This window comes from Cohaesibacter marisflavi (assembly GCF_963665895.2).
Classification (GTDB): Bacteria; Pseudomonadota; Alphaproteobacteria; order Rhizobiales; family Cohaesibacteraceae; genus Cohaesibacter; species Cohaesibacter marisflavi.
The window spans coordinates 1,893,107-1,914,902 of the sequence record NZ_OY762534.1 but is presented as its reverse complement, the minus strand read 5'-3'; the positions used below and the strand labels follow the sequence as shown (position 1 = coordinate 1,914,902).

Here is a 21,796-nt window from a genome sequence, read left to right as displayed (position 1 = left end):
ACAGGTGACAACTGCTGGCGGTCGAGCCACCGCCAACAGGTGCTGGAGGACTTAGGTAAGCGAAATATTCTTGCCGCTTGCCTGATCGAAGATATGGGCGCGGGCTTCGTTGACCTTGAGGGTCACTTTGGAACCACGCACCTTGGAGGGGTCATATTCTTCCCCCGGAACAACCACGATGAGCGAATGGCCTTCTACATTCACATGCAGATAGACTTCATGGCCCATGAATTCGAGCGCAGAGACTTCGCCCGTCAGTGAATCCGGCGTGCCATCGTCGACCAGATGGAAATGCTGCGGACGAATGCCCAGCGTCACTTCGCTATTGTCGGCAGATGCCTGAATGCGAGAGGCGAGGGTATCCTGCAAACCAATGGTCTGGGTGCCGATCTTGAGGCTGTGAGACCCTGCAATCGACAGGTCTGCCGGGATCAGGTTCATTTCGGGCGTGCCGATAAAACCTGCCACAAAGGCATTGTCCGGCTTGTCATAGAGCGTCACCGGATCGGCAACCTGCATGATGTGGCCGTCCTTCATGACACAGATGCGATCACCCATGGTCATGGCTTCCGTCTGGTCATGGGTCACATAAATGACCGTGGCCGGACGTCCTTCTTCCTTGAGACGGCGATGCAAATCCGTGATGCGGACACGCATGGACGCGCGCAGCTTGGCATCAAGGTTGGAAAGCGGTTCGTCAAACAGGAAGACTTCCGGTTTCTTGATCAGGGCACGTCCAAGCGCCACACGCTGGGCCTGACCGCCGGACAGCTCTTTTGGCAAGCGTTCCAGCAGGGACTCAATCTCCAGAATTTCAGCAACCTCGGCGGTTGCCGCTGTGATCTCATCCTTGGGGCGACCAGCTAGACGCAGGCCGAATGAAAGGTTGTTCTTCACTTTCATATGCGGATAAAGCGCGTAGTTTTGGAACACCATGGCGATGCCGCGACGTCCCGGAGCGAGGGTGTTGACCACCCGTTCTCCGATGCGGACTTCACCGCCGGTGATGGTTTCCAGACCGGCAACCATGCGCAGCGTGGTGGATTTTGCGCAGCCCGACGGGCCGACCAGCACCATGAACTCACCATCCTGAACATCCAGATCGATGCCGTGGACAGCCTCGAAGCCGTTGGGATAGCGTTTTACGAGTTTCTTAAGTTGAAGGTGTGCCATGATTTACCCTTTAACTCCGCCTGTTGAGATGCCTTCGATGAAGTATTTCTGCGCCATGAAGAAGACGATCAGCGCAGGCGTGATTGCGAGCACGGACATTGCCAGGATCTGGTTCCAGTCGAAGGCTTCCGTCGTGTCGATGGATAGTTTGAGAGCCAGGGAGACAGGGAATTTGTCTACCGAGGACAGATAGATGAGAGGACCAAGGAAGTCGTTCATGGTCCACATGAACTGGAATAGGGCGACCGAGATCAGCGCAGGCGCCAGTAGCGGCGTTACGATGTACCAGAGGGTCTGCAGACTGTTCGCGCCGTCCACACGAGCCGCTTCTTCCATATCGCGCGGGATACCGCGCAGGAACTGCACCAGCATGAAGGTGAAGAACGCATCCCCCGCGAGTGCCGAAGGCACCCAGAGCGGCAGGAAGGTATCAAGCCAGCCCATGTCGCGGAACAGGAGATACTGCGGAATACGGGTCACCACGTTTGGCAGCAGCAACGTTGCGATAAGCAGCGAGAAGAACACGCGCTTGAACGGAAATTCGAAGCGGGCAAAGCCATAGGCCACCAGCGACGCGCTGATGCATGTTCCGATCGTTTTGGGCAGAATGATCAGGAAGGTGTTCCAGAAGAAATGCCCGAAGGTGTAGGGCGTGGATGTCTGCCAGCCTTTCACATAGCCGCTGATGGTTGGTTCTTTGGGCCAGAAGCCCGGGTTGGTGAAGATCTCGGAGTTGGTCTTGAAGGATGCGCCTACCAGCCAGATCAACGGATAGAGCATCACAAATCCAACTGCGATCAACAGGACATAGCGGACCATTGAGTTGATCTTCTGACGGCGGGCAATCTGTCGATTGACCCGATCCATATCTTCGGCAATCGAGGAATTAGCTACTTCTACGGTCATGGGATCAGCTCCTTTTGTCGCCAGCGTAATAGACCCACTTTTTGGAAGACCAGAAAGCGACAACGGTCAGAACCATGATCATGGTGAACAGGATCCAGGCAATCGCCGAGGCGTAGCCCATTTCGAAGTTCCTGAAGGCCTTGTCATAGATGTAAAGCGGCAACAGATAGGTTGATTTCAGCGGGCCACCATTGGTGATGATGTAAGGGCCGTTGAATTCCTGGAAAGCCTGCACGCTCTGCATGATCAGGTTGAAGAAGATCACCGGTGTGATCAGCGGTAACGTGATGTGGCGGAAGACTTGCCATTGGTTGGCGTCATCCACGGCGGCAGCCTCATAGAGTGATTTGTCGACCCCCTGCAGGGCAGCAAGGAAGATCACCATGGCCGAACCAAACTGCCAGCAGCGCAACAGCGTGATGGTGAACAGCGCGTTGGTCGGATCGCCAAACCAGTTGATACCCTCAATACCAACAGCTCCCAGAACCATGTTGACCAGTCCTGTGTCAGCAAAAACATAGCGCCACAGCACGGCGATCGCGATCGATCCGCCAAGAATGGAAGGGACATAATAGGCTGTGCGGAAAAAGTTGATGGCCTTCAGCTTGTAGTTCAGGATGACTGCAATAAACAGTGCAAAGACCAGTTTGAGCGGAACCGTTGAGAACACATAGATCAAGGTCACTTTGAGTGACTTGTCAAAGGTGCGGTCCCGGGTGAACAGCTTGGTATAGTTGTCCAGGCCAACCCATTCCGGCGAGCTCATCAGGGAATAATCCGTGAAGCTCAGATAGAATGAGTAAGCAAAGGGAAAAGCCGTAAAGACCAGTAACCCCACAATGTAGGGTGACAGGTAGGCAAGACCGAGATAGCGATTTTCGCCGCCCAAGGCTCTATCCTCCCGTTAGGTGTTTAACACAAGGATGATGGCTGCAAACGCGGCTCATCACCGTGAAATGAGCTGCCTATGGCAAGGGCTCCAATCCCCACCCGACAGTCAAACAATCCGGACCCTTGGCAAACAGCCGAGGAATCCGCGGGAAATCGAGTTGCATTCCTAAAGGTTGATGCACGAAACAACGTCTACATATTGACATGGATATGCGAGATGTTCATTTTAGTGCACATCATGAGAGTGAATTTCCGAGGTCACCCTCTTGATAATACCAACAGAAGCAAGGGACGTCTTCTGATTTCCTCCAGTATTCTTGTTTCGCGCATATCAACACGGTGCTGATGCGAATGGAATGAAGGATTATGAACAAAATCATGGATAAAACCGAACATTCGATTTTGGAGGGAATTCCGGCCACCTCGTTGAACCTGAATCTTTCAAGATCAACGATTAAGATGCGCCATTCCTCAACCTGGAGTGTGCATAAGTCAAACGACGTGCATGACCTGGTTGTCTGTCTGACGGGGGGCGCGCAGTATTTTCTCGACGGTGTTGAAGTGCGTCAGCAGCGTGGCGAAGCGATGCTGATTCCTGCCGGATCGCATTTTGAAGGCCGTCTTGATCATGGCGACCAATATACTGGAGTTGCTCAACATTTCACGCTGACACTGTTTGATAATGTGGACCTGATCCAGCAGATGGAACTCAAGCCGGTGGTGCAGTTGCCCAACTGGGAACAGCTGGAATCGCTGGTGCGCTATTACCGCTCAATCGCGCCATCTTCGTCTACAACTCTGCAGCAAGTGCATCTCTTCATGGTGATCCTGCTGGCCTATCTCGATTGTGCCTTTGTGCGCTGGAGCGAGGACTCTTTGCAGAACTTGGGAGGGCAGGATGCTTTGTCGCTGCATGTCATGCTGATTGCCGCCCAGATCTCGCGCGACCCTCTGGATAAGGATGAAGCCGAACGCCTGATTGCCTCAGTGCCCTATAATGACGATTACTTCCGTCGGGCATTTAAGGCCAAGATTGGCTATACGCCGAGAAAGTTCATGGAATTCAAGAGGATGGAGAAGGCAATGAACATCCTGTTGACCGGTAAAAGCGTCAACGCAACGGCGCTCGCGGTGGGCTATAATGACGTTTATTTCTTCTCGCGCATGTTCAAGCAATATATGGGTGTGAGCCCGTCCTACTATCGCATTTCTGCAGATCGGCGCAAATTTCTCACCACCGGGGATATCTATCATTACACCGAGTGAGGCTAGTGTGTTTTTCTTCAGAAAACCGGCATGAATACTGATTCACAGGTCAGTGAGAGGTGCTTTTCAACAGTTTTTCTTTATGACAAAAGAATAGTGATAATAATTGCGCAAATATGGATGATTTCGCTATTGACGCGTTTTGAAGTGATCGGGAGCGGAGCTAACCATCAAACCATCCGTTTCTTTACGGGCAGACAGAGGAACGCAGCGGTTGTAGACTGGCATATAGCGGAAGGTTGATCTTGGTTCGCTGGTTGTCGAACCGGCGAGGGACCAGACCTGGAGCGGTTCACGATGAAAGGAGACCGCTATGGAAACGCAAGCAATGCAATCGGCGACAGAGGCTGCATCAGCCTTGCAAGGTGTTTGGGACTCACTGGGCCTCGGGCTCGTGATTGCCGCAGCGATCGGCTATCTCTATATCCGGCTTTGGAAAGGGCGCAAGAGTTGCCATGCCTGCCCAAGCAGCGGCGCGGGATGCACCAGCTGTCATGTCTCCACTGACTTCATCGGCGATAAAGACTAAGCTCGCCCTTGTCCTAAAAGTGTCAGACGAGCGTGCTAGACCTGTCTGTAACGCTCCTTATGCAGAATTGTCGGCTGAGGAGTTTTGTCTTATATCTCTTTCAAGTTATTGAATTTTAGAAAAAATAGAGGAATTTAGCGGGTTTGCGCATTGCTGCCTGTCATCAAATTTTCATTCTGGCGTACAAAAGCTGTTATATTGCTATTGTAATTGCTCCTTGTAAGTTACTGCAATTTTAGTTGCAAGGAGAGTCCTTTGACCCGCAATTTCATTAAACTGGCCGGAGCAAGTCTGATCGCTCTCGTCGGTTCAGCCCATATTTCCATGGCCGCCACCACCGTTACTTTCTGGCACAGTTTCAACCCGGAAAAACCAAACGGTCAGGCCCTTGAAAAGATCATTGATAATTTCGAAGCCGCCAATCCCGGCGTCGAAATCAAGCCCGAATTCATCGGCAACTATAACGACATCGTGGCCAAACTACAGGCTGCCATTCCTGCCCATCGCGAGCCTGATGCTGTAATCATGGAAGTCACCCGCTATGGTCTTTTCGCTGATCGTGGTGTGCTGACGGACCTAACTGATTATGTGAACAATGATCCGCTCAAAGAGGATCTGTTCGGCTTTGCCCGCGAGGTTGGTGTATTTGAAGGCAAGAATTATATCGTGCCCTTCAACTCCTCTACGCCAGTGCTTTATTACAACAAAGGCATTTTCGAGCGCGCAGGCTTTACTGAAGAGCCTGCTCTGAAAACCTATGATGATCTGCTCAAGGTTTCCAAACAGATCACCGAGAAGCTCGGCGATGATGGCATCACCGGCATTGTTGCCCCGGGGCAGTTTGCCCGTTGGGGTCTGGTGATGGACAATGACAGCGACCTCATCGATTCCAAAACCGGCGAAATCCTGCTTGATTCTGACAATACCATTGAAGCCTATCAGTGGATGGCCTCTCTGGTGCATGAGCATCATGTTGCCTCGCCAGATGGTGTGACCGACGAGAAAAAAGGCGGCCGCGACGCTTTTCTGTCCGGCAAGGTCGGCATCATGATGAATTCCACCGGCAACTATGTGCGGTCCAAAAAGGCCCTTGGAGATGATCTGGGCGTGCTTCCGATGCCATGCAACAAGGTCTGCTCTGTACCAATCGGCGGTGCCGGTATTGGCATTCTTTCCACCGCAGAACAGGACGTCAAGGACGCGGCCTACAAGTTCATCAGCTTTGCTGCGTCTGCTGAATCCAACGCGATCTGGTTCTCTGGCACCGGCTATATGCCGATCAACAAGCACACGGCAGAGCAGGATCTTGCCAAAGACGCACTGGCTGGCAAGCCGGGCATCGACGTGGCCATCAACCAGCTCGACTTCGCCCGTGGTCGCCCGCGTCCGCCGGTGGTTACCTGGATGCGTGCCAGCGAATATGGCCTCTGGGAAGCCATGGCTCTTGGTCAGCGCGACGTCAAGGACGTCCTCTCTGAATTCGCAACCAAGACCCGCGAAGAAGCGGCCCGTCTGGCCAAGTAAGGTTTCATAGTCTCTGAGTGTCTTACAGGGCGGGGGCTGCATGCAGTCCCCGCCGCAAGACCCATCTGCAACAGGTTGCCTCCATGGCCCGCAAGTTCTTGCCCTATTTCTACATTCTGCCGCTTTTGGCCTTCATTGCGGTCTTTACCTATATCCCGATTGCCACGAGCATCAATCTTAGCTTTCGTGAATGGGACTTCATGTCTGCCACCAAGCCCTTTGTCGGGCTTGAGAATTATCAGCTGCTGCTCACCTCGACCGAGTTCTGGAACTCGGTGAAGATAACGGCGATTTTTGCCATCATCTCCGTGCCTTTGCGTCTGGCGTTGGCATTGATGGCCGCCAGTTTCCTGACATCGGAGAAATTCGCTCCGCGTATGTTGCGTGGCGCATTCTTTTTGCCTTCGGTCACGTCCACCGTTTCCATCGCCGTCGTCTTTTCGTGGGTTTTCTCCACCGACTATGGGGTCGCCAACGCTCTGCTCAAGCATATCGGCGTGGGCAAAATCCCGTGGATGCAAGACCCGCAGTTGGCGCTGTTGGTGCTGATTTTGGTCAATACCTGGAAGCAGATTGGCTATGACATCGTCATCTATATCGCCGGTCTACAGGCGATCCCGCAGGAACTTTACGATGCCGCCGCCGTGGATGGCGGGCGCCGTTTTCATGTCTTTCGCCGCGTTACCATGCCTCTGGTGATGCCAACCACCTACTTTCTGCTGGTTATCTCCGTTATCGAGGCGTTTCAGGTCTTTACCATTGTCAATGTGATGACCCACGGCGGCCCTGCAAGCGCCACGGACATGCTGGTCAATATGCTTTATCGCGTCGGCTTTACCCTGTTTGATATCGGAACGGGCTCTGCGCTGGCCGTGTTGCTGTTTATTCTGCTGATCGCTCTGTCTCTCATCAAATCTCGCGTGATTGGCCGGAAGGTGCATTATGAAGCTTGAAAATCCCGTTCAGTCCCTATTTGCGCTTCTCTTCGGATTGCTGTTTCTTTCGCCAGCGCTCTATTCCATCTGGCTGTCTTTCCAGACGGCCGATGCCTACTATACCGGCGGACTGGAATTCACCGTCGATAACTATAGGCGCGCCGTGGGGCAGTATCATTTTGCCCGCTATCTGCTCAATAGCATCATCGTGTCGGGCATCGTCACTGTGGGCGGCATTTCCATTGCCACGCTGGCCGCCTATGCCTTTGCGCGCTTTCGGTTTCGCGGTGGCGATCTGCTGTTCGGAGCTGTGGTGGCCACCCTGATGATCCCTAGTCATATCAGCCTCATCCCCAATTACCTGACATTGGCCAAGGTGGGGCTGCTGGATAGCTATGCCGGTCTTATTCTGCCAGCCATGGCGAGCGCCTTTGCGACCTTCTTTCTGCGGCAATATATTCGCGGCATTCCCCGTTCGCTCGATGAAGCTGCCTATATGGATGGCGCGACATCCCTGCAGGTGCTCTGGCGTGTGATTGTTCCCTTGTCCAGACCAGCCATCCTGTCCATGGCGCTCTATATCTTTATCGGCGAATGGAACAGCTATATCTGGCCATTGGTCGCTATCGGCAAGGATGATCTCTACACGCTGCAGGTGGGGTTGGCCCGGCTCTATCGCATCAATCCTGGCGAAGGGGTGATCGACTGGCCCCTCGTTATGGCCGCTTCCACCATTTCCATTCTGCCGGTTCTGCTCTGCTTTGCCCTTGTTGAACGCCATCTGGTCCGCGGGATCACGATGGGGGCCGTAAAATGACGAACCCGATGAGCTGGGCTCACGCTACATTATTTGAAGGAACGAAAGACATGACGCGTATTGCATCCCATCGTGGCGGCACGCTTGAATATGGCGACAGCACTCTGGCTGGCTTCACGGCCACTGCGGCCATGGCCGTGGAAGAGGTGGAGTTTGACGTCCACCCCACAAAGGATGGCGACATCATCGTGCATCATGATGCTACGCTGGACCGCACGACCGATACGGCAGGGGCCATAGCTGAGTTGCCCACGCGCGAGGTTCTCTCGGCGGTCATCAATTTCAGCCATAACAGTCGCCCGATCCTGCTGCAGGAGCTGTGTGAAATCTTCGACGACAGTTCGGTGGTCTTCCGCTGTGAATTCAAGCCCGGCGCTGACGGGAAGCCCTATCAGGGTTTTGTGCCCCGCGTAATGGAGCTGCTGGCTATGGAAGACATGCTGCGCACGGCCAATTTCTCATCCTTTCTGCTGGACTATCTGGACGAGATCGCCAAGCACACCGACCGGCCTCGTCTCTGGCTCGTGAGCCCGGCTGTTCTGACACAACTGGGAGAGAAAGGCGTGCTGGATATGGCCCGCGCGCGGGGCATTCCTGAAATCGGAGTGCATATCGACAAGGCGAGCCCCGCATTGATGGCGGCCACGCAGGATGCTGGTCTGGCCTTTGGCTGCTGGGCTGCGCATACGACACCACAAATCAGCAAGGCGATTTCAATGGGGGTAAAAATTTTCACCACGGACCGGCCGAGTCTTGCGGTCGCCATTCGCAACCAGATGCGGGAAGGAACAGGCCAATGAGCTCGATTTCTCTAAGGGCCATAAACAAGTCTTATGATGGCGCCACCCCTGTTCTCCATGACGTATCCATGGACATCGAGGATGGGGAGTTCATCGTCATCGTCGGTCCGTCCGGCTGTGGCAAGTCCACATTACTGCGGCTGATCGCCGGACTGGAACAGTGTCAGGACGGGGAAATTCTGATAGCGGGGGAGCGGGCCAACGAGCAATTGCCCCAGCATCGCGACATCGCCATGATTTTCCAGAACTACGCGCTCTATCCGCATCTGACCGTGCGAGAGAATATCGCCTTCGGGCTGGAACTGCGCAAAGTGCCCAAAAAGGAGCGTAACGCCCGCGCTCTTGAAGTGGCCCGCACCCTTCAGTTGGAGCGGTATCTGGATCGTAAGCCGGGCGCCTTGTCCGGCGGTCAGCGCCAGCGTGTCGCCATGGGGCGTGCCATTGCACGCAATACCTCCACCTTCCTCATGGATGAGCCGCTTTCCAACCTGGATAACGCCCTGCGCGTGGCCATGCGCACCGAGATCAAGGCTTTGCACCGCCAGCTCGGTGCGACGATCATCTATGTGACCCATGACCAGACCGAAGCGTTATCTCTAGCTGATCGGATCGCAGTGATGAAGGATGGTTATTTGCAGCAGTTCGACACCCCTGAGGCCATCTATGACCAGCCTGCAAACCAGTTTGTTGCAAGCTTTCTGGGTATGCCGCCAATGAACTTCCTACCTGCTGACAAGGTGCCATTTTGGAAGGGTGACGCCGATATTGAAATCGGGCTACGGCCAGAGGCTCTTTCCATCAACCCCGCCGGGGCAGGGGACTTTTGCTTGCCGGGCAGGATAGCGATCTCTGAAATGACCGGCTCGGATGTGATCCTTCATTGCGATACTGATGCAGGGCGTCTGACCTTGATTGAAGAACGCACGAGCCTGACCAAGGGCGGCGGCGATGTGCTGATCAATGTGGATCTTGATCGTGCCCATTATTTCTCCAAGGCTGACGGAGGGCGGGTCAATCCCGCTTAACGGGCTTGCGCTTACCAATGGCGATGGGGCATGAAGAAAGAAGGCGTTATCGCGCCAGCGACATGGGGTGGTGGCTAGGGCGCGATAATACAGACTGAGATGGTTTGGATCTTCAATGAGCAATAACACGGCAATGCCAATCTTTCTGGGCGATCTCATAAAGCAGAATTCAGCCAAGCTGACTGAAGCTGATACACGTATTCTGGACGTGCTTATGGGGGATCCAGTTCGCGCCGCCATGGAAAATGGCAAGGAAGTTTCCTCGCGCGCCGGAGTGCACCCCACCTCGGCGGTGCGTCTTGCCCGCCGGTTGGGCTTCAAGGGCTATCCTGAGTTCCGCGCCTTTTTGCAAACAAATCTGATCGAGCGGGGCGATGATTTCCAGCATGCTTCAGCGCGTATGGCGGCTCGTCTGGTCAAGGCCGAAGAAACAGGCCTGCTGGCGTCTATGCTGGATGGAGAAATTGCCGCGCTGGAGCAGGTTCGCAACAGTGTGACTGATGCGGAAGTCCGTGCCTTTTCGCTGAGTTTGAGTAAAGCAAGACGCATCTATATTTTCGGCACGGGCCACGCCGAAGCCCTGTCGCATCTGATCGCCCGGCGCCTGGTGCGCTCAGGCTATGCGGCAGAAGACCTCTCAAGTCAGTTGCATTTGCTGCCGGAAAAACTGGCAGCTCTGACGGAGAGGGACGTGGTCTGGCTCAATTGTTTCCGCAAACCCTCCAGCGTGTTGCTGGATATCCGGCGGATCGCGGAAAGCTGCGGCGCACGGGTGCTGGCTTTGACGGATCTTTCGGGCGCGCGGATTGATCCCGCTCCCCATGTGCATATAGCCGCCTCACGCGGCGAGGCCGGTCAGCCGCAATCCCTCGTCGTGCCGATGACCATAGCCAATGCCGTCATTCTGGATTTGGCTGCGATTGATGAAGACAAGACCATGCGCTCTCTGGAAGACTTCAAGAGCCTGCGGTCCGATCTCGGCAATAGTTTTCAATAAATCGATGTGAATTACCTCCATCAAGTCCGATGGAAGGCTATTTTACCCATTGAAATGGCATCAGTTGGCCGTGGGGTGGACGGCAAATGGGGGATTCTATCCGGTTTTGCTTGGAAAAAATCAAGAAATCAGATATATATCGAAAAAGTGAGGTGAGTGGGATGAGTAAACGATATATGCTGATTACGCCGGAAAACGGAATAGACATTCTCAAAAGTCTGGCCGCTCCTGCGCGACTGTCCATTCTGACCCTGCTCAACAAGCAGGGCCCGATGAATGTTAATGACATAGCCGATGTGCTTGGGTTGCCCCAATCGTCCACTTCTACTCACGTGAACTCCCTTGAAAAAGCAGGGCTCATCGAGACCGAGAGTCAGAAGGCCAAAAAGGGGAGCCAGAAAATCTGTCGCACCGCCTATGATGAGGTGGTGCTCTCCTTCAAGGAGCCCAAACAGACCGATCAGGATCTGATCGAGGTGGCTATGCCGGTCGGGCTTTATTCCGGCTGCAATACGACGGCTCCCTGTGGCCTTTGCTCCAGTGAGGGCATCATTGGCTTCCTTGACAGCCCCGATACCTTTCATTCGCCAGAGCGGATGAAAGCTGGTTTGCTATGGTTTACAAAGGGATATGTCCGATACCAGTTCCCCAACAATGCTCGCATTGCCGGCAAGGAGATCAAGGAGCTGGAACTGGTTCTTGAGCTCTCATCTGAAGTGCCGGGGACATCGGATGACTGGCCATCGGATATCAATATTTCTATCAATGACAAGCTGGTAGCTGTCTGGACGGCACCAGGGGATTATGGCGATCAGCGCGGTAAATATACGCCTGACTGGTGGAAACTGGCGGGCTCTCAATATGGTCATTTGAAAAGTTTCCGCGTCACGGCTGACGGCACCTATGTCGATGGCATGCGCGTGTCCGACATCACGTTGGCTGATCTGGAGCTTGATGATCATCGTTCGATCCGGGTGCGGATTGCTGTGCCGGATGAGGCCAAAAATCCTGGAGGGCTCAATATTTTTGGTCGCGGTTTTGGCAATTATGATCAGGATATCGTGCTTAGACTAAGGACTTAGCTGCCGTTTGTGAATGGGAAGTTAATCAAGAATGCGGATAAACGAGGCGCAAGATCAAGATGATAAGCCATTAAGTGGTTTATGAAATCCCGAAATTGCGTAATATATCAGAAATTTGGGTTTTAATTCTCTTCCCAACAACCTGTTGACGGTATGTTGCCCCCTCTGTTAGTATCATAATTACTGAATAATATCATAAATCGTGATATAATTGGGAGGAGCCAACATGCGTGCATCAGTCACTGCGCACAAAGAATTTACCGTCGCCAAAATTGATCCTCGCTTGTATGGCTCGTTTGTCGAGCATCTCGGCCGTGCTGTTTACAGCGGCATTTATGAGCCCGGCCACGCCAGTGCTGATGAACAGGGCTTCCGACAGGATGTGCTGGATCTAGTGAAAGAACTGGATGTGCCTGTCGTGCGCTATCCCGGTGGCAACTTCGTTTCAGCTTATAACTGGGAAGATGGTATTGGCCCCAAGGAAGAGCGCCCCGTAAGACTCGATCTGGCCTGGCACACCGCCGAGAGCAATCAGGTCGGCATTCATGAATTCGCCGATTGGGCTGCCAAGGCTGAAACCGAGATGATGCTGGCGGTCAATCTGGGTTCGCGTGGTCTGGATGAAGCCCGGGCCTTCCTTGAATATGTGAACCATCCCGGCGGGTCCTACTGGTCAGACCTGCGGCGCCAGAATGGCCGCGAAGAACCTTGGGGCGTCAAGCTCTGGTGCCTTGGCAACGAAATGGACGGCCCATGGCAGATAGGCCAGAAAACTGCCGCCGAATATGGCCGCACCGCGTTTGAAACCGCGAAGGCCATGCGCGCTTTCGACAAGGATATCGAGCTGGTCGTTTGCGGCTCTTCGACGCCCAACATGCCCACCTATCCCGAATGGGAATATACCGTGCTCGATTACACCTATGACAGCGTCGACTATATCTCGCTGCATATGTATTTCGAAAATCATGAGCAGAATACCAAGAATTTCCTCGCCCGCTCCATGGAGCTGGAAACCTATATCGAGACGATCTCGAGCGTTATCAAAACCATCAAGGCCAAGAAACGCTCCAACAAGGACGTCTATATTTCCTTTGATGAGTGGAATGTCTGGTATCATTCCGCAGAGCAGGACAAGCCGGTTCTAGAAGGCAAACATGGCTGGCCGCATGCCCCGGCGCTGTTGGAAGACATCTATGACTTTGCCGACGTTCTCGTCGTTGGCTGCATTCTCAACACCTTCATTCGGCGCTCGGATGTGGTCAAGGTCGGTTGTCTTGCCCAGTTGGTCAATGTAATCGCCCCGATCATGACCGTCGAAGATGGCCCGGCATGGCGCCAGACAACCTTCTATCCTTATCTCTATGCCTCCAAATATGGCCGCGGCACTGCGCTGGATCTGGCGGTCGACGTGGAAGGGTATGAAACGGACTTTGCCAACAATGTGCCATATCTGGATGTAGCTGGCGTACTGACAGAGGCCGATGGCGGCCTCAGCTTCTTCCTTGTCAACCGTCATGAAAGCGAAGCACTCGATGTGGAACTATCTCTTGAAGGCTTCGCCCATTCGTCCGTGACCATGGACAAGGTGATCGTCGGTTACGCGCTGGACAAGACCAACGGACCGGATGAAGAGCCGGTCGCCCCTGCCGATGGAGACGATGCCAGCATTGTTGATGGCAAGCTGTCGGTAAAGCTGGCCCCGCTCAGCTATCGCATGATCCGGTTGAAATAGAGGAGGCGTTTGGCTCCGGCTGCCTGCAAGCCACCCTGTGATCCATCGAAGTGTTTCTAGAAAAGAGAGACCCATGTCTGCGACCATCGACATCAATAGCGTAACCAAGGCTTACGGAGCCCTGACAGTGCTCGATGATATTTCCCTGAGCATAGAGGCCGGTGAGTTTGTTGTTTTCCTCGGCCCTTCTGGCTGTGGCAAGTCAACGTTACTGCGGATGATCGCGGGGCTGGAATCGGTCGACAAGGGTACGATCCATATCGGAGGCGAGCGGATCGATACATTGCCTCCGGGCAAGCGCGGGGTGGCCATGGTGTTTCAGACCTATGCCCTCTATCCGCATATGACCGTGGCGCAGAATATGGCCTTTGGTCTGGAAAATCTCAAGGTTGACAAGGCCGAGATCGACAGCCGCGTCCAGTCCGCCGCCGAAACGCTGGAGATGGCCCATCTGCTTGATCGCAGGCCTGCCAAACTCTCTGGCGGTCAACGTCAGCGCGTGGCTATCGGGCGGGCTATCGTCAAGGAGCCCAAAGCGTTCCTGTTTGATGAACCGCTATCCAACCTTGATGCAGCGTTGAGAAGCCGCACTCGTCTCGAATTGGCTCAGCTGCACCAGCGGCTTGGATCGACCATGATCTTCGTGACACACGATCAGGTGGAAGCCATGACGCTGGCTCACCGGATCGTTGTCATGCATGACAAGAAGATCGAGCAGATCGGCACGCCGATGGAAATCTATCAGCGACCCGCTACCCGTTTTGTTGCTGAATTTGTCGGCTCGCCCGCTATGTCGATGATGCCGATCACAGGCATTGTCAGCGCGCAAAGCTCTGATCAAAAAGGCGCAACGCTGGAGGTGGAAGGGGCTGGCATGGTCGCAACTCAAGTGCCGCTGCCCGCAAGCTTTGCTCTGGATGGCGCAACCATGGGCGTTCGGTCCGAAGACACACATGTAGTCCAACCCGGTGCGGATGGGCTGAACCTGACGGTTACCGTTGTTGAGCGGCTTGGAGAACGCACATTGCTCTATGGCAAGCTCGATACGGGCTTGGAAATGATTGTCGAGGACAGCGGCCGCTCGACGGTCAGGGCTGGGGAAACGGTGAAATTCGACTTTGATCGTTCCGCCCTGCATGTCTTTGATGGCACAGGGCGCGCCTATCATATGGCAGAGGAGGCGTAAGATGGCTGAGTCCTATCGTCGCTCCCGCTGGTCAAACGCTCTGTTCATTCTGCCCTATATGACGGTCTTTCTTAGTCTGCTTGTTTTTCCGCTCTTCTGGGGCATGTGGCTTTCGCTCAACAAGAGCGACCTTTTCGGTGGTGCCCGCTTCATTGGCCTGAAAAACTATTATCGCGTCTTCAGTGATCCTGTTTTTGGACAGGCAGTCTGGAATACGGTCATTTTCGTTCTTGTTTCTGTGCCCACCCTCGTGGCGCTGGGGTTGTTCCTGTCTTTGGCACTCAACAAGACCACGCGCGCCTCGTCGCTGCTGCGCGGGTTGTTCTTTTCTTCCACTGTCTTGTCGGTCACCATCGTTACGCTGATCTGGCGCTTTGTCTTCATTCCCGGCGATGGCCTGCTGGCCTTGTTGTTTGACAAAATGGGCTGGGAGCAGATTGGCTTTCTTTCCACCGAGGGCTGGTCGCTCTTTTCGGTTGGCGTGGCAACCGTATGGTGGTGTCTGGGCTTGCCTATGATGCTGTTTCTTGCTGCGCTTCAGCAGATACCATCTGATCTTTATGAAGCCGCAGCGCTCGACAATGCGAGCCGCTGGCGGGTGTTGACGCGGATTACGCTGCCTTCGATCAAATCCACCATCGTGCTTGTGGCCATCGTGCAGATCGTCATGCAGTTCCAGCTGTTCGGGCAGGCCCAGTTGATGACCAACGGCGGACCGGCAGGCTCTTCGCGTCCGATCGTTCTTTATATCTTCGATACCAGCTTCATCCGCTGGGATGTCGGCATGGGCACGGCGGCTTCCGAAGTGCTGTTCCTCATCATTCTGCTGGCGGCAATGGTGCAATATTGGGTGACATCTCGAAAAGGGGAAGCTTGAGCCATGGCTGTTCTGAGCAAGAAAAACAGAAGCTTTTCGCCTGACAAACTGACATCCAACCGAGCCCTTTTCTGGATCGCTGCCGTCTTCGCGATTGTCATGATCGCGCCAGCGCTTTGGGTGCTGGGGCTGTCTTTCAAGGATAACACGCTTTTGATGCGTGGGTCCGAAGCGGTGTTCTCTGCGCCATATACCGTGAAGAACTATACCGATCTGTTCCATTCCAGTCTGGTCTTTCGCTGGTTTCTCAATTCCATGGTGGTTGCGGTAGGGCAGACTGTGGGCGTGCTCACCCTATCGTCGCTGGCAGGCTATGCCTTTGCGCGGCTGGAATTCCCATTCCGCAAGACGATCTTTGTTATCGTGCTGTTTGGTCTTGCTGTGCCGGAGCAGGCGGTCATCATCGCCCGCCACCAGATGTTCAGCTGGCTCAACATGCATAATAGCTATCTTGGCCTGATGTTGCCGGGCATGTCCTCGGCCTTTGGTGTGTTCCTGATGACGCAGTTTTTCCGCGCCATCCCCAAGGAGATCGACGAAGCTGCCCTGCTCGACAACACACCGCGCTTCCGCATTTTCTGGAAGGTGCTGTTACCGCTGACCATGCCAGCACAGGCAACGCTTGGTATTTTCACCTTCCTGCTGGCGTGGAACGATTATTGGTGGCCGCTGATTTCAGCCACCAAAAAGGACATGTATACGCTAACCATCGGCATCGCATCCTCACAGCGCAATTTCGCCCAGACCGAGGGGCTTGGCTTTCTCGCCGCGCAGGCTGTGTTCGCCTCATTGCCGGTCATCATTGTCTATATCTTTTTCCAGCGGAATATCGTGACCGCTGTTTCGGGAGGAGCCGTCAAATAGCTATGGGCGGCTAACATTATCGGCAGCCTTCTGGAAGAGGGAAGAAATAGGAGGGCAGGCCGGTCATTTTAGGGGCGAAGGCCCCAACATAGGGAGAGAAAAATGAAATCCATTCTATTGGCAACGGCCTCTGCCGCCTTGCTCGGCATGGCCACAATGGCACAGGCCGACACGACGATTGAACTGCAACGCTTCTTCGGCGCATGCGAAGCGGACTATGGCACTGTTACCGACGTCTCCAAGGCGGTTGGCGAATGCGGCATTATCACGTCTCTGGTCAACAAGTTCGAAGCGGAAAATCCGGACATCAAGGTCAATGTCACCACTGTGGAATGGCCCGGCTATAATCAGCTCAACGCTCAGCTCGCTTCCAACGCAGCGCCCGATGTGGTCTCGGTTCACTATTCAGCGATTTCCGATTACTCCACCCGTGGCCTCTTCATGCCGCTTGATGATCTGTTTGCATCGGCTGGCATTGATCCGGCAGACTTTTCCGACGCTGCCCGTGGCGGCGCCACCAAGGACGGCAAGATGTATGCCCTGCCGTTTGACAACTGGACCATGCTGTTCCATGTCAACCTCAACATGATGAAGGAAGCGGGTCTCGTCAATGCCGATGGCACACCGATTCTGCCAACCTCGGTTGATGAATTCTTCGAACAGGGCAAACAGTTCAAGGAAAAAACCGGCAAGCCATATCTAGTCCAGATCTATGCCAACGAAACCGCTGCCTATATGCGCATTTTCTACACGCTGATGATGCAGCAGGATTATGACTTCTTCAAAGATCCTTCCAAGATCGATCTTTCTGGTCCTGAAGCCAAGAAGGCGCTGGAATTCATGAAGAAGATCCACGACGAAGGCCTTTCCACGCTCGATATGGACTATTCGGCAGCAGTCTCCGGTTTCTCCTCTGGTGAAGGTGGTATTGAGGTCAACGGTACCTGGTTGATCGGCGATCTGGATGCCCAGTCCAAGGAAGAGGGCAATGCGCTCTCCGGTGGCTACACCGTTTATCCGGTGCCGCAATTCTATCCGGCCAAGAACGCCACCTATGTGGACGGGCATGGCTGGGCAGTTCCGCGTGGCGATCGCGATGAAGACAAGATGGCAGCCATCGGCAAACTCTTCAAATTCCTTGAAGACAATGACTATGAATGGGCTCGTACCGGCCATCTACCAGCTGTGAAAGCCGTGTTCGACATGCCTGAATTCAAGGCTCTGCCGCACCGCGACAAGATCGTCGAGATCGCCAAGATCGGGCAGACCCTGCCGGAAGGCGTGATGCGCCAGTTTGCGCTTCAGGATATTGTCGGTGAAGAACTGGCAGCCGCCATCAATGGCAACAAGTCCGTTGATGACGCGCTGGCTCGTATAGAAGAACGCGTCAACGATCTGCTTGGCAACCTCTAGCAATAGTACAAGAGCGCAGGCCAAGTGCTATCATAGTGCGAAGAATAAGGGAGCGGCATTGAATGCCGCTCTTTTTGTCTCTTGCTTGCTTGTCTCTCTGCTGTGCTTTTAGCGAAGCACGATTCGCAGGTTGGTCGGGTTAGTAAAAAAGCCGGAACAGGCAAGAAATGTCGGTCTTCTATTCCTGACAGATAAAGCAAATCTGTCTTATCAGGTAAATTTCAAAGCCATTTATTACCTTGGTCAGAATTTGTCGAGCTGCTCTTGAAAACTGATCTAACCCTTTTTGAAATAAAAGAAAAAGAAAAGGTGAAGGCAAGGTATCGCAACGAGCGAGACTGTCTTTTTAGATCTTTTATATTATCAATTAGGATAATACTGAAATCACAATATTCATTCCACTGTGACAGCTTCCTGTCAGACAAGCAGACTACTATCCCCGCGATGGCCCGCCAAATAAAATAAGGCTGGCTTAATTGTGGAGGAGAAATCATGATTTCCAAAGTGGTCCGCGCAGCACTCGCTGTCGCAGCAATGTCTCTCGTACCTGCCGCAGCGCAAGCGTTCGAACCTGAAAATCCGGAATGTATCGCTCCTGCCAACCCTGGTGGTGGCTGGGACTTCACCTGCCGTCAGGTTGGCAAATCCTTGCAGGATCTCGGCCTGATCGATTCCACCATGCAGGTGGTAAACCTTGCTGGCGGTGGCGGTGGCGTTGCCTATGCAGCCGTGGTCAACAAGCGTGGTGACGATAGCAACCTCATCGTGGCTGCCTCTTCGGCAACAGCAACCCGTCTGGCACAGGGTGCCTATCCGGGCAACACCATGGATCAGGTCCGCTGGGTTGGTGCCATTGGCGCAGACTATGGCGTGATTGCAGTGGCAGCCGATAGCCCGATCAAAGACCTAACCCAACTGATGACGCAGCTTAAAGACAAACCAAGCTCTATTGCAGTTGCTGGTGGGTCCGCTGTTGGTGGCTGGGACCATCTCAAAGTTCTGATCGCAGCCAACGCCGCAGGTATCAGCGATGTGCGCAAAGTCAAATATATTGCCTTCAATGGTGGCGGTGAAGCGGTAACCCAGCTGCTGGCTGGTTCTGTTCAGGCATTCTCCGGCGATATTTCCGAAGCAAAAGGCTTCGTGGATTCAGGTGATATCCGCGTGATTGCCGTTCTGTCTCCGGAACGCCTTGATGGCGACTATGCCGCATTCCCAACCGCGAAAGAGCAGGGCATTGACGCCATTGGTGCCAACTGGCGCGGTTTCTATGCTCCAAAGGGCATGAGCGATGACGCTTATGACTTCTGGGTTTCCAAGATCGACGAACTTTATGATACCCCGCAGTGGAAGACTGTCATGAAGAACAACGGTCTGGCTCCGCTTGATCTGCAGGGCGCAGAATTCGAGCAGTTCGTTGGTGAATCTGTTGCCAAGATCCAGCAGATTTCCCGCGATATCGGCATCATCAAATAATAATAAGCTATCCCGGTTGCGGCGGCTGAGACCGGCCGCCGCAATTTCCGTCTAACGAGGGAATGATCATGAGTGATCGTATCTTCGGAGCTGTTGGGCTCCTGCTGGCCGCGCTCTTTGCCTATTCATCCATGATAATCGAGGAGAGCTTTCTCTCCGATGCTGTCGGCCCCAAGGCCTTCCCGCTGATTATCGCTGCCATTTTGGCTATCTCGTCCCTGACAATCATTCTGAAACCGGACGCCGCGCCTAAATGGCCGACGCTTCCGCGGTTCGTCGAGCTTGTCGCCTCCATCGTCGTGATGGTGCTGTATGCCGAGTTTCTGCCAATTGTTGGTTTTGTGATCGCAACGGCTGTCGCGTCCACCTATCTCACCTGGCGTTTGGGGACATCCGCTATCCAGTCTGTGGTGGTCGGTATATCTATCTCCGTCGGCATCTATGTCATTTTTCACCTTCTCTTTGGCCTGTCGCTGGCCAAGGGCCCGCTTGGTTTCTAAGGAGATCGGATTATGGAAACTTTTTCGTCTCTTGCAGACGGTTTTGTGATTGCGATGACCTTTCAGAACCTCATTCTGGCGCTGCTGGGGTGTTTTCTGGGAACCATCATGGGCGCGTTGCCCGGTCTTGGCCCGTCAAACGGGGTCGCGATCCTCATTCCTCTGGCCTTCTCGCTGGGCCTTGGTGCTACACCGTCTCTCATTCTGCTGACGTCCGTTTATTACGGCGCCATGTATGGCGGTCGTATTTCATCCATCCTGCTCAACATCCCCGGTGATGCGCCTGCCTTGATGACCTGCCTTGATGGCTACCCCATGGCGCGCAATGGCCGAGGCGGGGAGGCGCTCGCGCTTTCCGGTTTTGCGTCTTTTATCGGTTCGTTTCTGGCAACCTGGGGGCTGGTTCTGCTGGCGCCGCAGTTGGTCAAGATTGCGCTCGCCTTCGGGCCTGCTGAATATTTCGCTCTGTTCGCGTTGGCCTTCGCCACGCTGGGTGGTGTTTCTTCCACCAATCAGGCGAAATCGGCTTTCGCAGCGATGGTCGGACTTGGTCTTGCCATGGTCGGGGTGGATACCCAGACCGGTGTGCCACGCTTCACCTTTGGTCTCGTGCATTTCTATGATGGCATTGACTTCCTCGTTGCCATCGTTGGCCTGTTTGCGATCTCGGAAGTCTTCATCTTCATCGAAAATCGCCACGGCGATGCAGATGCAGAAGGCAAAAAGGTCGAGCTTGGTCGTCTGACACCAACCATGAAGACATTTTGGGGCAGTTTCCCTTCGATTATCCGCACCAGTATTGTCGGCTTCATTGCCGGTGTTCTGCCTGGCGCCGGAGCCTCTTTGGGGTCCTTCATTTCCTATTCCATGGAAAAGCGTCTGCTCGACAAGAATGGCACCTTCGGTAAAGGTGACCCGCGTGGTGTGGCTGCGCCTGAAGCGGGCAACAATGCTGCTGCCGGTGGTGCTCTGGTTCCAATGCTGGCGCTTGGTGTTCCCGGCTCTGGCACGACCGCTGTTCTTCTGGCCGTTCTGCTGGCGCTCAACATCACGCCGGGGCCGTTGCTATTTGCCAACAACCCTGATGTGGTCTGGGGCCTGATTGCTGCGCTCTTCATCGGCAACTTCATCCTGCTGCTGCTCAACATTCCGTTCGTGGGTATCTTCATCCGCGTGCTGCTTGTGCCGCCGCGCATCCTGATGCCGATCGTTGCAATGGTCAGCTTTGTCGGGATCTACGGTATTGCCGGGTCCAGCTTCGATCTTCTGATCATGGTGGCCTTCGGTGTCGTCGGTTGGCTGTTCCGCAAGCTTGATGTGCCGCTGGTTCCGGTCATTCTCGGGGTGCTGCTGGGCAACAATATGGAAAGCAACCTGCGCCGCGCCATTACCATTTCTGATGGTGACTGGACGGTTCTGTTCGCAAGCCCGCTCGCGATCACCCTGTGGTCGATCTCGATCATCGGCTTTGTGCTCCCTATCTTCGTCAGCCGCTTCATGCCCAAGAAACCAAAACCGGTTTCTGCTGAAGCAGAAGAGGAAGTATCCAATTAAGACGCATCTCCCGGTCCGACATAATAAACCAGTCCCCCAACGATAACGGATCGGGATTTGCATCAGAAACAAGGGGAGTGCCAGCCATGGGGTGGCACTCTCTTAAAAGCCCTCAAAGGAAAGCAATCCGATTTCTTCGACAAAATCACAGTTTTTTTGGCTAAATTGCTGCGATTATGACCTCGGTCAGAGACTTGACGGAAATATCGGATAAAAAGGGCGATTAATATGATTGCGACTGTGACTGCG

Annotated in this window: 20 protein-coding genes; 17 read left to right on the top strand and 3 right to left on the bottom strand. The window is 54.1% G+C overall.

The window, feature by feature from the left end:
- Window positions 1–51: 51 nt before the first annotated feature.
- The 3 genes from ACKPCT_RS09845 to ACKPCT_RS09835 are packed head-to-tail and all read right to left on the bottom strand — an operon-like array spanning window position 52 to window position 2,968.
- Entirely contained in the window at window positions 52–1,173 is a 1,122-nt protein-coding gene (locus ACKPCT_RS09845; protein ID WP_319516375.1) for an ABC transporter ATP-binding protein, read from the bottom strand.
- Between the two features lie 3 nt (window positions 1,174–1,176).
- Window positions 1,177–2,040, bottom strand: a complete 864-nt coding sequence (locus tag ACKPCT_RS09840; RefSeq protein WP_244544577.1) for a carbohydrate ABC transporter permease — start codon at window positions 2,038–2,040, stop codon at window positions 1,177–1,179.
- Window positions 2,041–2,083: 43 nt separating this feature from the next.
- The gene (locus ACKPCT_RS09835) at window positions 2,084–2,968 is read right to left on the bottom strand and encodes a carbohydrate ABC transporter permease (RefSeq protein WP_090067924.1); all 885 of its coding nucleotides are present in this window, start codon (window positions 2,966–2,968) and stop codon (window positions 2,084–2,086) included.
- A 461-nt stretch (window positions 2,969–3,429) separates the two neighbouring features.
- Between ACKPCT_RS09835 and ACKPCT_RS09830 the strand changes: the two genes are divergently transcribed.
- The 17 genes from ACKPCT_RS09830 to ACKPCT_RS09750 all read left to right on the top strand — a co-directional run bounded on the left by ACKPCT_RS09830 (window position 3,430) and on the right by ACKPCT_RS09750 (window position 21,547).
- A complete protein-coding gene (locus ACKPCT_RS09830; RefSeq protein ID WP_175527858.1) occupies window positions 3,430–4,236 on the top strand; it encodes a helix-turn-helix domain-containing protein in 807 nt (268 codons plus the stop codon).
- A gap of 313 nt (window positions 4,237–4,549) precedes the next feature.
- Window positions 4,550–4,765: a hypothetical protein gene (locus ACKPCT_RS09825; RefSeq protein ID WP_090067930.1), complete on the top strand. Its 216-nt coding sequence runs from the start codon at window positions 4,550–4,552 to the stop codon at window positions 4,763–4,765.
- Window positions 4,766–5,020: 255 nt separating this feature from the next.
- Window positions 5,021–6,289, top strand: a complete 1,269-nt coding sequence (locus ACKPCT_RS09820) for an ABC transporter substrate-binding protein (protein ID WP_244544549.1) — start codon at window positions 5,021–5,023, stop codon at window positions 6,287–6,289.
- Between the two features lie 83 nt (window positions 6,290–6,372).
- A complete protein-coding gene (locus ACKPCT_RS09815) occupies window positions 6,373–7,242 on the top strand; it encodes a carbohydrate ABC transporter permease (protein ID WP_090067932.1) in 870 nt (289 codons plus the stop codon).
- Window positions 7,232–8,041, top strand: a complete 810-nt coding sequence (locus tag ACKPCT_RS09810) for a carbohydrate ABC transporter permease (protein WP_319569093.1) — start codon at window positions 7,232–7,234, stop codon at window positions 8,039–8,041. Before ACKPCT_RS09815 ends, ACKPCT_RS09810 begins: the two co-directional genes overlap by 11 nt.
- 50 nt (window positions 8,042–8,091) lie before the next feature.
- Window positions 8,092–8,841 (top strand): glycerophosphodiester phosphodiesterase family protein, encoded by a 750-nt coding sequence (locus tag ACKPCT_RS09805; protein WP_319569092.1) that lies wholly within the window; start codon window positions 8,092–8,094, stop codon window positions 8,839–8,841.
- Window positions 8,838–9,866 carry an ABC transporter ATP-binding protein gene (locus ACKPCT_RS09800; protein WP_319569091.1) on the top strand — a complete coding sequence of 343 codons (1,029 nt, stop codon included), beginning with the start codon at window positions 8,838–8,840 and terminating at the stop codon, window positions 9,864–9,866. The genes ACKPCT_RS09805 and ACKPCT_RS09800 overlap by 4 nt, the downstream gene beginning before the upstream one ends.
- 115 nt (window positions 9,867–9,981) lie before the next feature.
- The gene (locus ACKPCT_RS09795; protein ID WP_319569090.1) at window positions 9,982–10,863 is read left to right on the top strand and encodes a MurR/RpiR family transcriptional regulator; all 882 of its coding nucleotides are present in this window, start codon (window positions 9,982–9,984) and stop codon (window positions 10,861–10,863) included.
- A gap of 161 nt (window positions 10,864–11,024) precedes the next feature.
- A complete protein-coding gene (locus ACKPCT_RS09790) occupies window positions 11,025–11,945 on the top strand; it encodes an ArsR/SmtB family transcription factor (protein WP_319569089.1) in 921 nt (306 codons plus the stop codon).
- Window positions 11,946–12,171: 226 nt separating this feature from the next.
- Window positions 12,172–13,677 carry an arabinosylfuranosidase ArfA gene (gene arfA, locus ACKPCT_RS09785; RefSeq protein WP_319569088.1) on the top strand — a complete coding sequence of 502 codons (1,506 nt, stop codon included), beginning with the start codon at window positions 12,172–12,174 and terminating at the stop codon, window positions 13,675–13,677.
- Between the two features lie 73 nt (window positions 13,678–13,750).
- Window positions 13,751–14,863 carry an ABC transporter ATP-binding protein gene (locus tag ACKPCT_RS09780; protein WP_319569087.1) on the top strand — a complete coding sequence of 371 codons (1,113 nt, stop codon included), beginning with the start codon at window positions 13,751–13,753 and terminating at the stop codon, window positions 14,861–14,863.
- A gap of 1 nt (window position 14,864) precedes the next feature.
- Window positions 14,865–15,740, top strand: a complete 876-nt coding sequence (locus ACKPCT_RS09775; protein ID WP_175527859.1) for a carbohydrate ABC transporter permease — start codon at window positions 14,865–14,867, stop codon at window positions 15,738–15,740.
- Window positions 15,741–15,743: 3 nt separating this feature from the next.
- Window positions 15,744–16,604 (top strand): carbohydrate ABC transporter permease, encoded by an 861-nt coding sequence (locus ACKPCT_RS09770; RefSeq protein WP_319569086.1) that lies wholly within the window; start codon window positions 15,744–15,746, stop codon window positions 16,602–16,604.
- A 102-nt stretch (window positions 16,605–16,706) separates the two neighbouring features.
- Window positions 16,707–18,017: an extracellular solute-binding protein gene (locus ACKPCT_RS09765; protein WP_319569085.1), complete on the top strand. Its 1,311-nt coding sequence runs from the start codon at window positions 16,707–16,709 to the stop codon at window positions 18,015–18,017.
- Between the two features lie 492 nt (window positions 18,018–18,509).
- Entirely contained in the window at window positions 18,510–19,493 is a 984-nt protein-coding gene (locus ACKPCT_RS09760; RefSeq protein WP_090067955.1) for a Bug family tripartite tricarboxylate transporter substrate binding protein, read from the top strand.
- Between the two features lie 68 nt (window positions 19,494–19,561).
- Entirely contained in the window at window positions 19,562–19,993 is a 432-nt protein-coding gene (locus ACKPCT_RS09755) for a tripartite tricarboxylate transporter TctB family protein (protein ID WP_090068905.1), read from the top strand.
- Window positions 19,994–20,005: 12 nt separating this feature from the next.
- On the top strand, window positions 20,006–21,547 hold the full coding sequence (locus tag ACKPCT_RS09750; RefSeq protein ID WP_090067957.1) for a tripartite tricarboxylate transporter permease: 1,542 nt from the start codon (window positions 20,006–20,008) through the stop codon (window positions 21,545–21,547).
- Window positions 21,548–21,796 lie beyond the last annotated feature (249 nt).

Bases quoted from the DNA above. Each gene is read 5' to 3' on its own strand.
- ACKPCT_RS09845 (WP_319516375.1), bottom strand. From the start codon at position 1,173: ATGGCACACCTTCAACTTAAGAAACTCGTAAAACGCTATCCCAACGGC.
- ACKPCT_RS09840 (WP_244544577.1), bottom strand. From the start codon at position 2,040: ATGGATCGGGTCAATCGACAGATTGCCCGCCGTCAGAAGATCAACTCA.
- ACKPCT_RS09830 (WP_175527858.1), top strand. From the start codon at position 3,430: ATGCGCCATTCCTCAACCTGGAGTGTGCATAAGTCAAACGACGTGCAT.
- ACKPCT_RS09825 (WP_090067930.1), top strand. From the start codon at position 4,550: ATGGAAACGCAAGCAATGCAATCGGCGACAGAGGCTGCATCAGCCTTG.
- ACKPCT_RS09815 (WP_090067932.1), top strand. From the start codon at position 6,373: ATGGCCCGCAAGTTCTTGCCCTATTTCTACATTCTGCCGCTTTTGGCC.
- ACKPCT_RS09810 (WP_319569093.1), top strand. From the start codon at position 7,232: ATGAAGCTTGAAAATCCCGTTCAGTCCCTATTTGCGCTTCTCTTCGGA.
- ACKPCT_RS09805 (WP_319569092.1), top strand. From the start codon at position 8,092: ATGACGCGTATTGCATCCCATCGTGGCGGCACGCTTGAATATGGCGAC.
- ACKPCT_RS09800 (WP_319569091.1), top strand. From the start codon at position 8,838: ATGAGCTCGATTTCTCTAAGGGCCATAAACAAGTCTTATGATGGCGCC.
- ACKPCT_RS09795 (WP_319569090.1), top strand. From the start codon at position 9,982: ATGAGCAATAACACGGCAATGCCAATCTTTCTGGGCGATCTCATAAAG.
- ACKPCT_RS09790 (WP_319569089.1), top strand. From the start codon at position 11,025: ATGAGTAAACGATATATGCTGATTACGCCGGAAAACGGAATAGACATT.
- arfA (WP_319569088.1), top strand. From the start codon at position 12,172: ATGCGTGCATCAGTCACTGCGCACAAAGAATTTACCGTCGCCAAAATT.
- ACKPCT_RS09780 (WP_319569087.1), top strand. From the start codon at position 13,751: ATGTCTGCGACCATCGACATCAATAGCGTAACCAAGGCTTACGGAGCC.
- ACKPCT_RS09775 (WP_175527859.1), top strand. From the start codon at position 14,865: ATGGCTGAGTCCTATCGTCGCTCCCGCTGGTCAAACGCTCTGTTCATT.
- ACKPCT_RS09770 (WP_319569086.1), top strand. From the start codon at position 15,744: ATGGCTGTTCTGAGCAAGAAAAACAGAAGCTTTTCGCCTGACAAACTG.
- ACKPCT_RS09765 (WP_319569085.1), top strand. From the start codon at position 16,707: ATGAAATCCATTCTATTGGCAACGGCCTCTGCCGCCTTGCTCGGCATG.
- ACKPCT_RS09760 (WP_090067955.1), top strand. From the start codon at position 18,510: ATGATTTCCAAAGTGGTCCGCGCAGCACTCGCTGTCGCAGCAATGTCT.
- ACKPCT_RS09755 (WP_090068905.1), top strand. From the start codon at position 19,562: ATGAGTGATCGTATCTTCGGAGCTGTTGGGCTCCTGCTGGCCGCGCTC.
- ACKPCT_RS09750 (WP_090067957.1), top strand. From the start codon at position 20,006: ATGGAAACTTTTTCGTCTCTTGCAGACGGTTTTGTGATTGCGATGACC.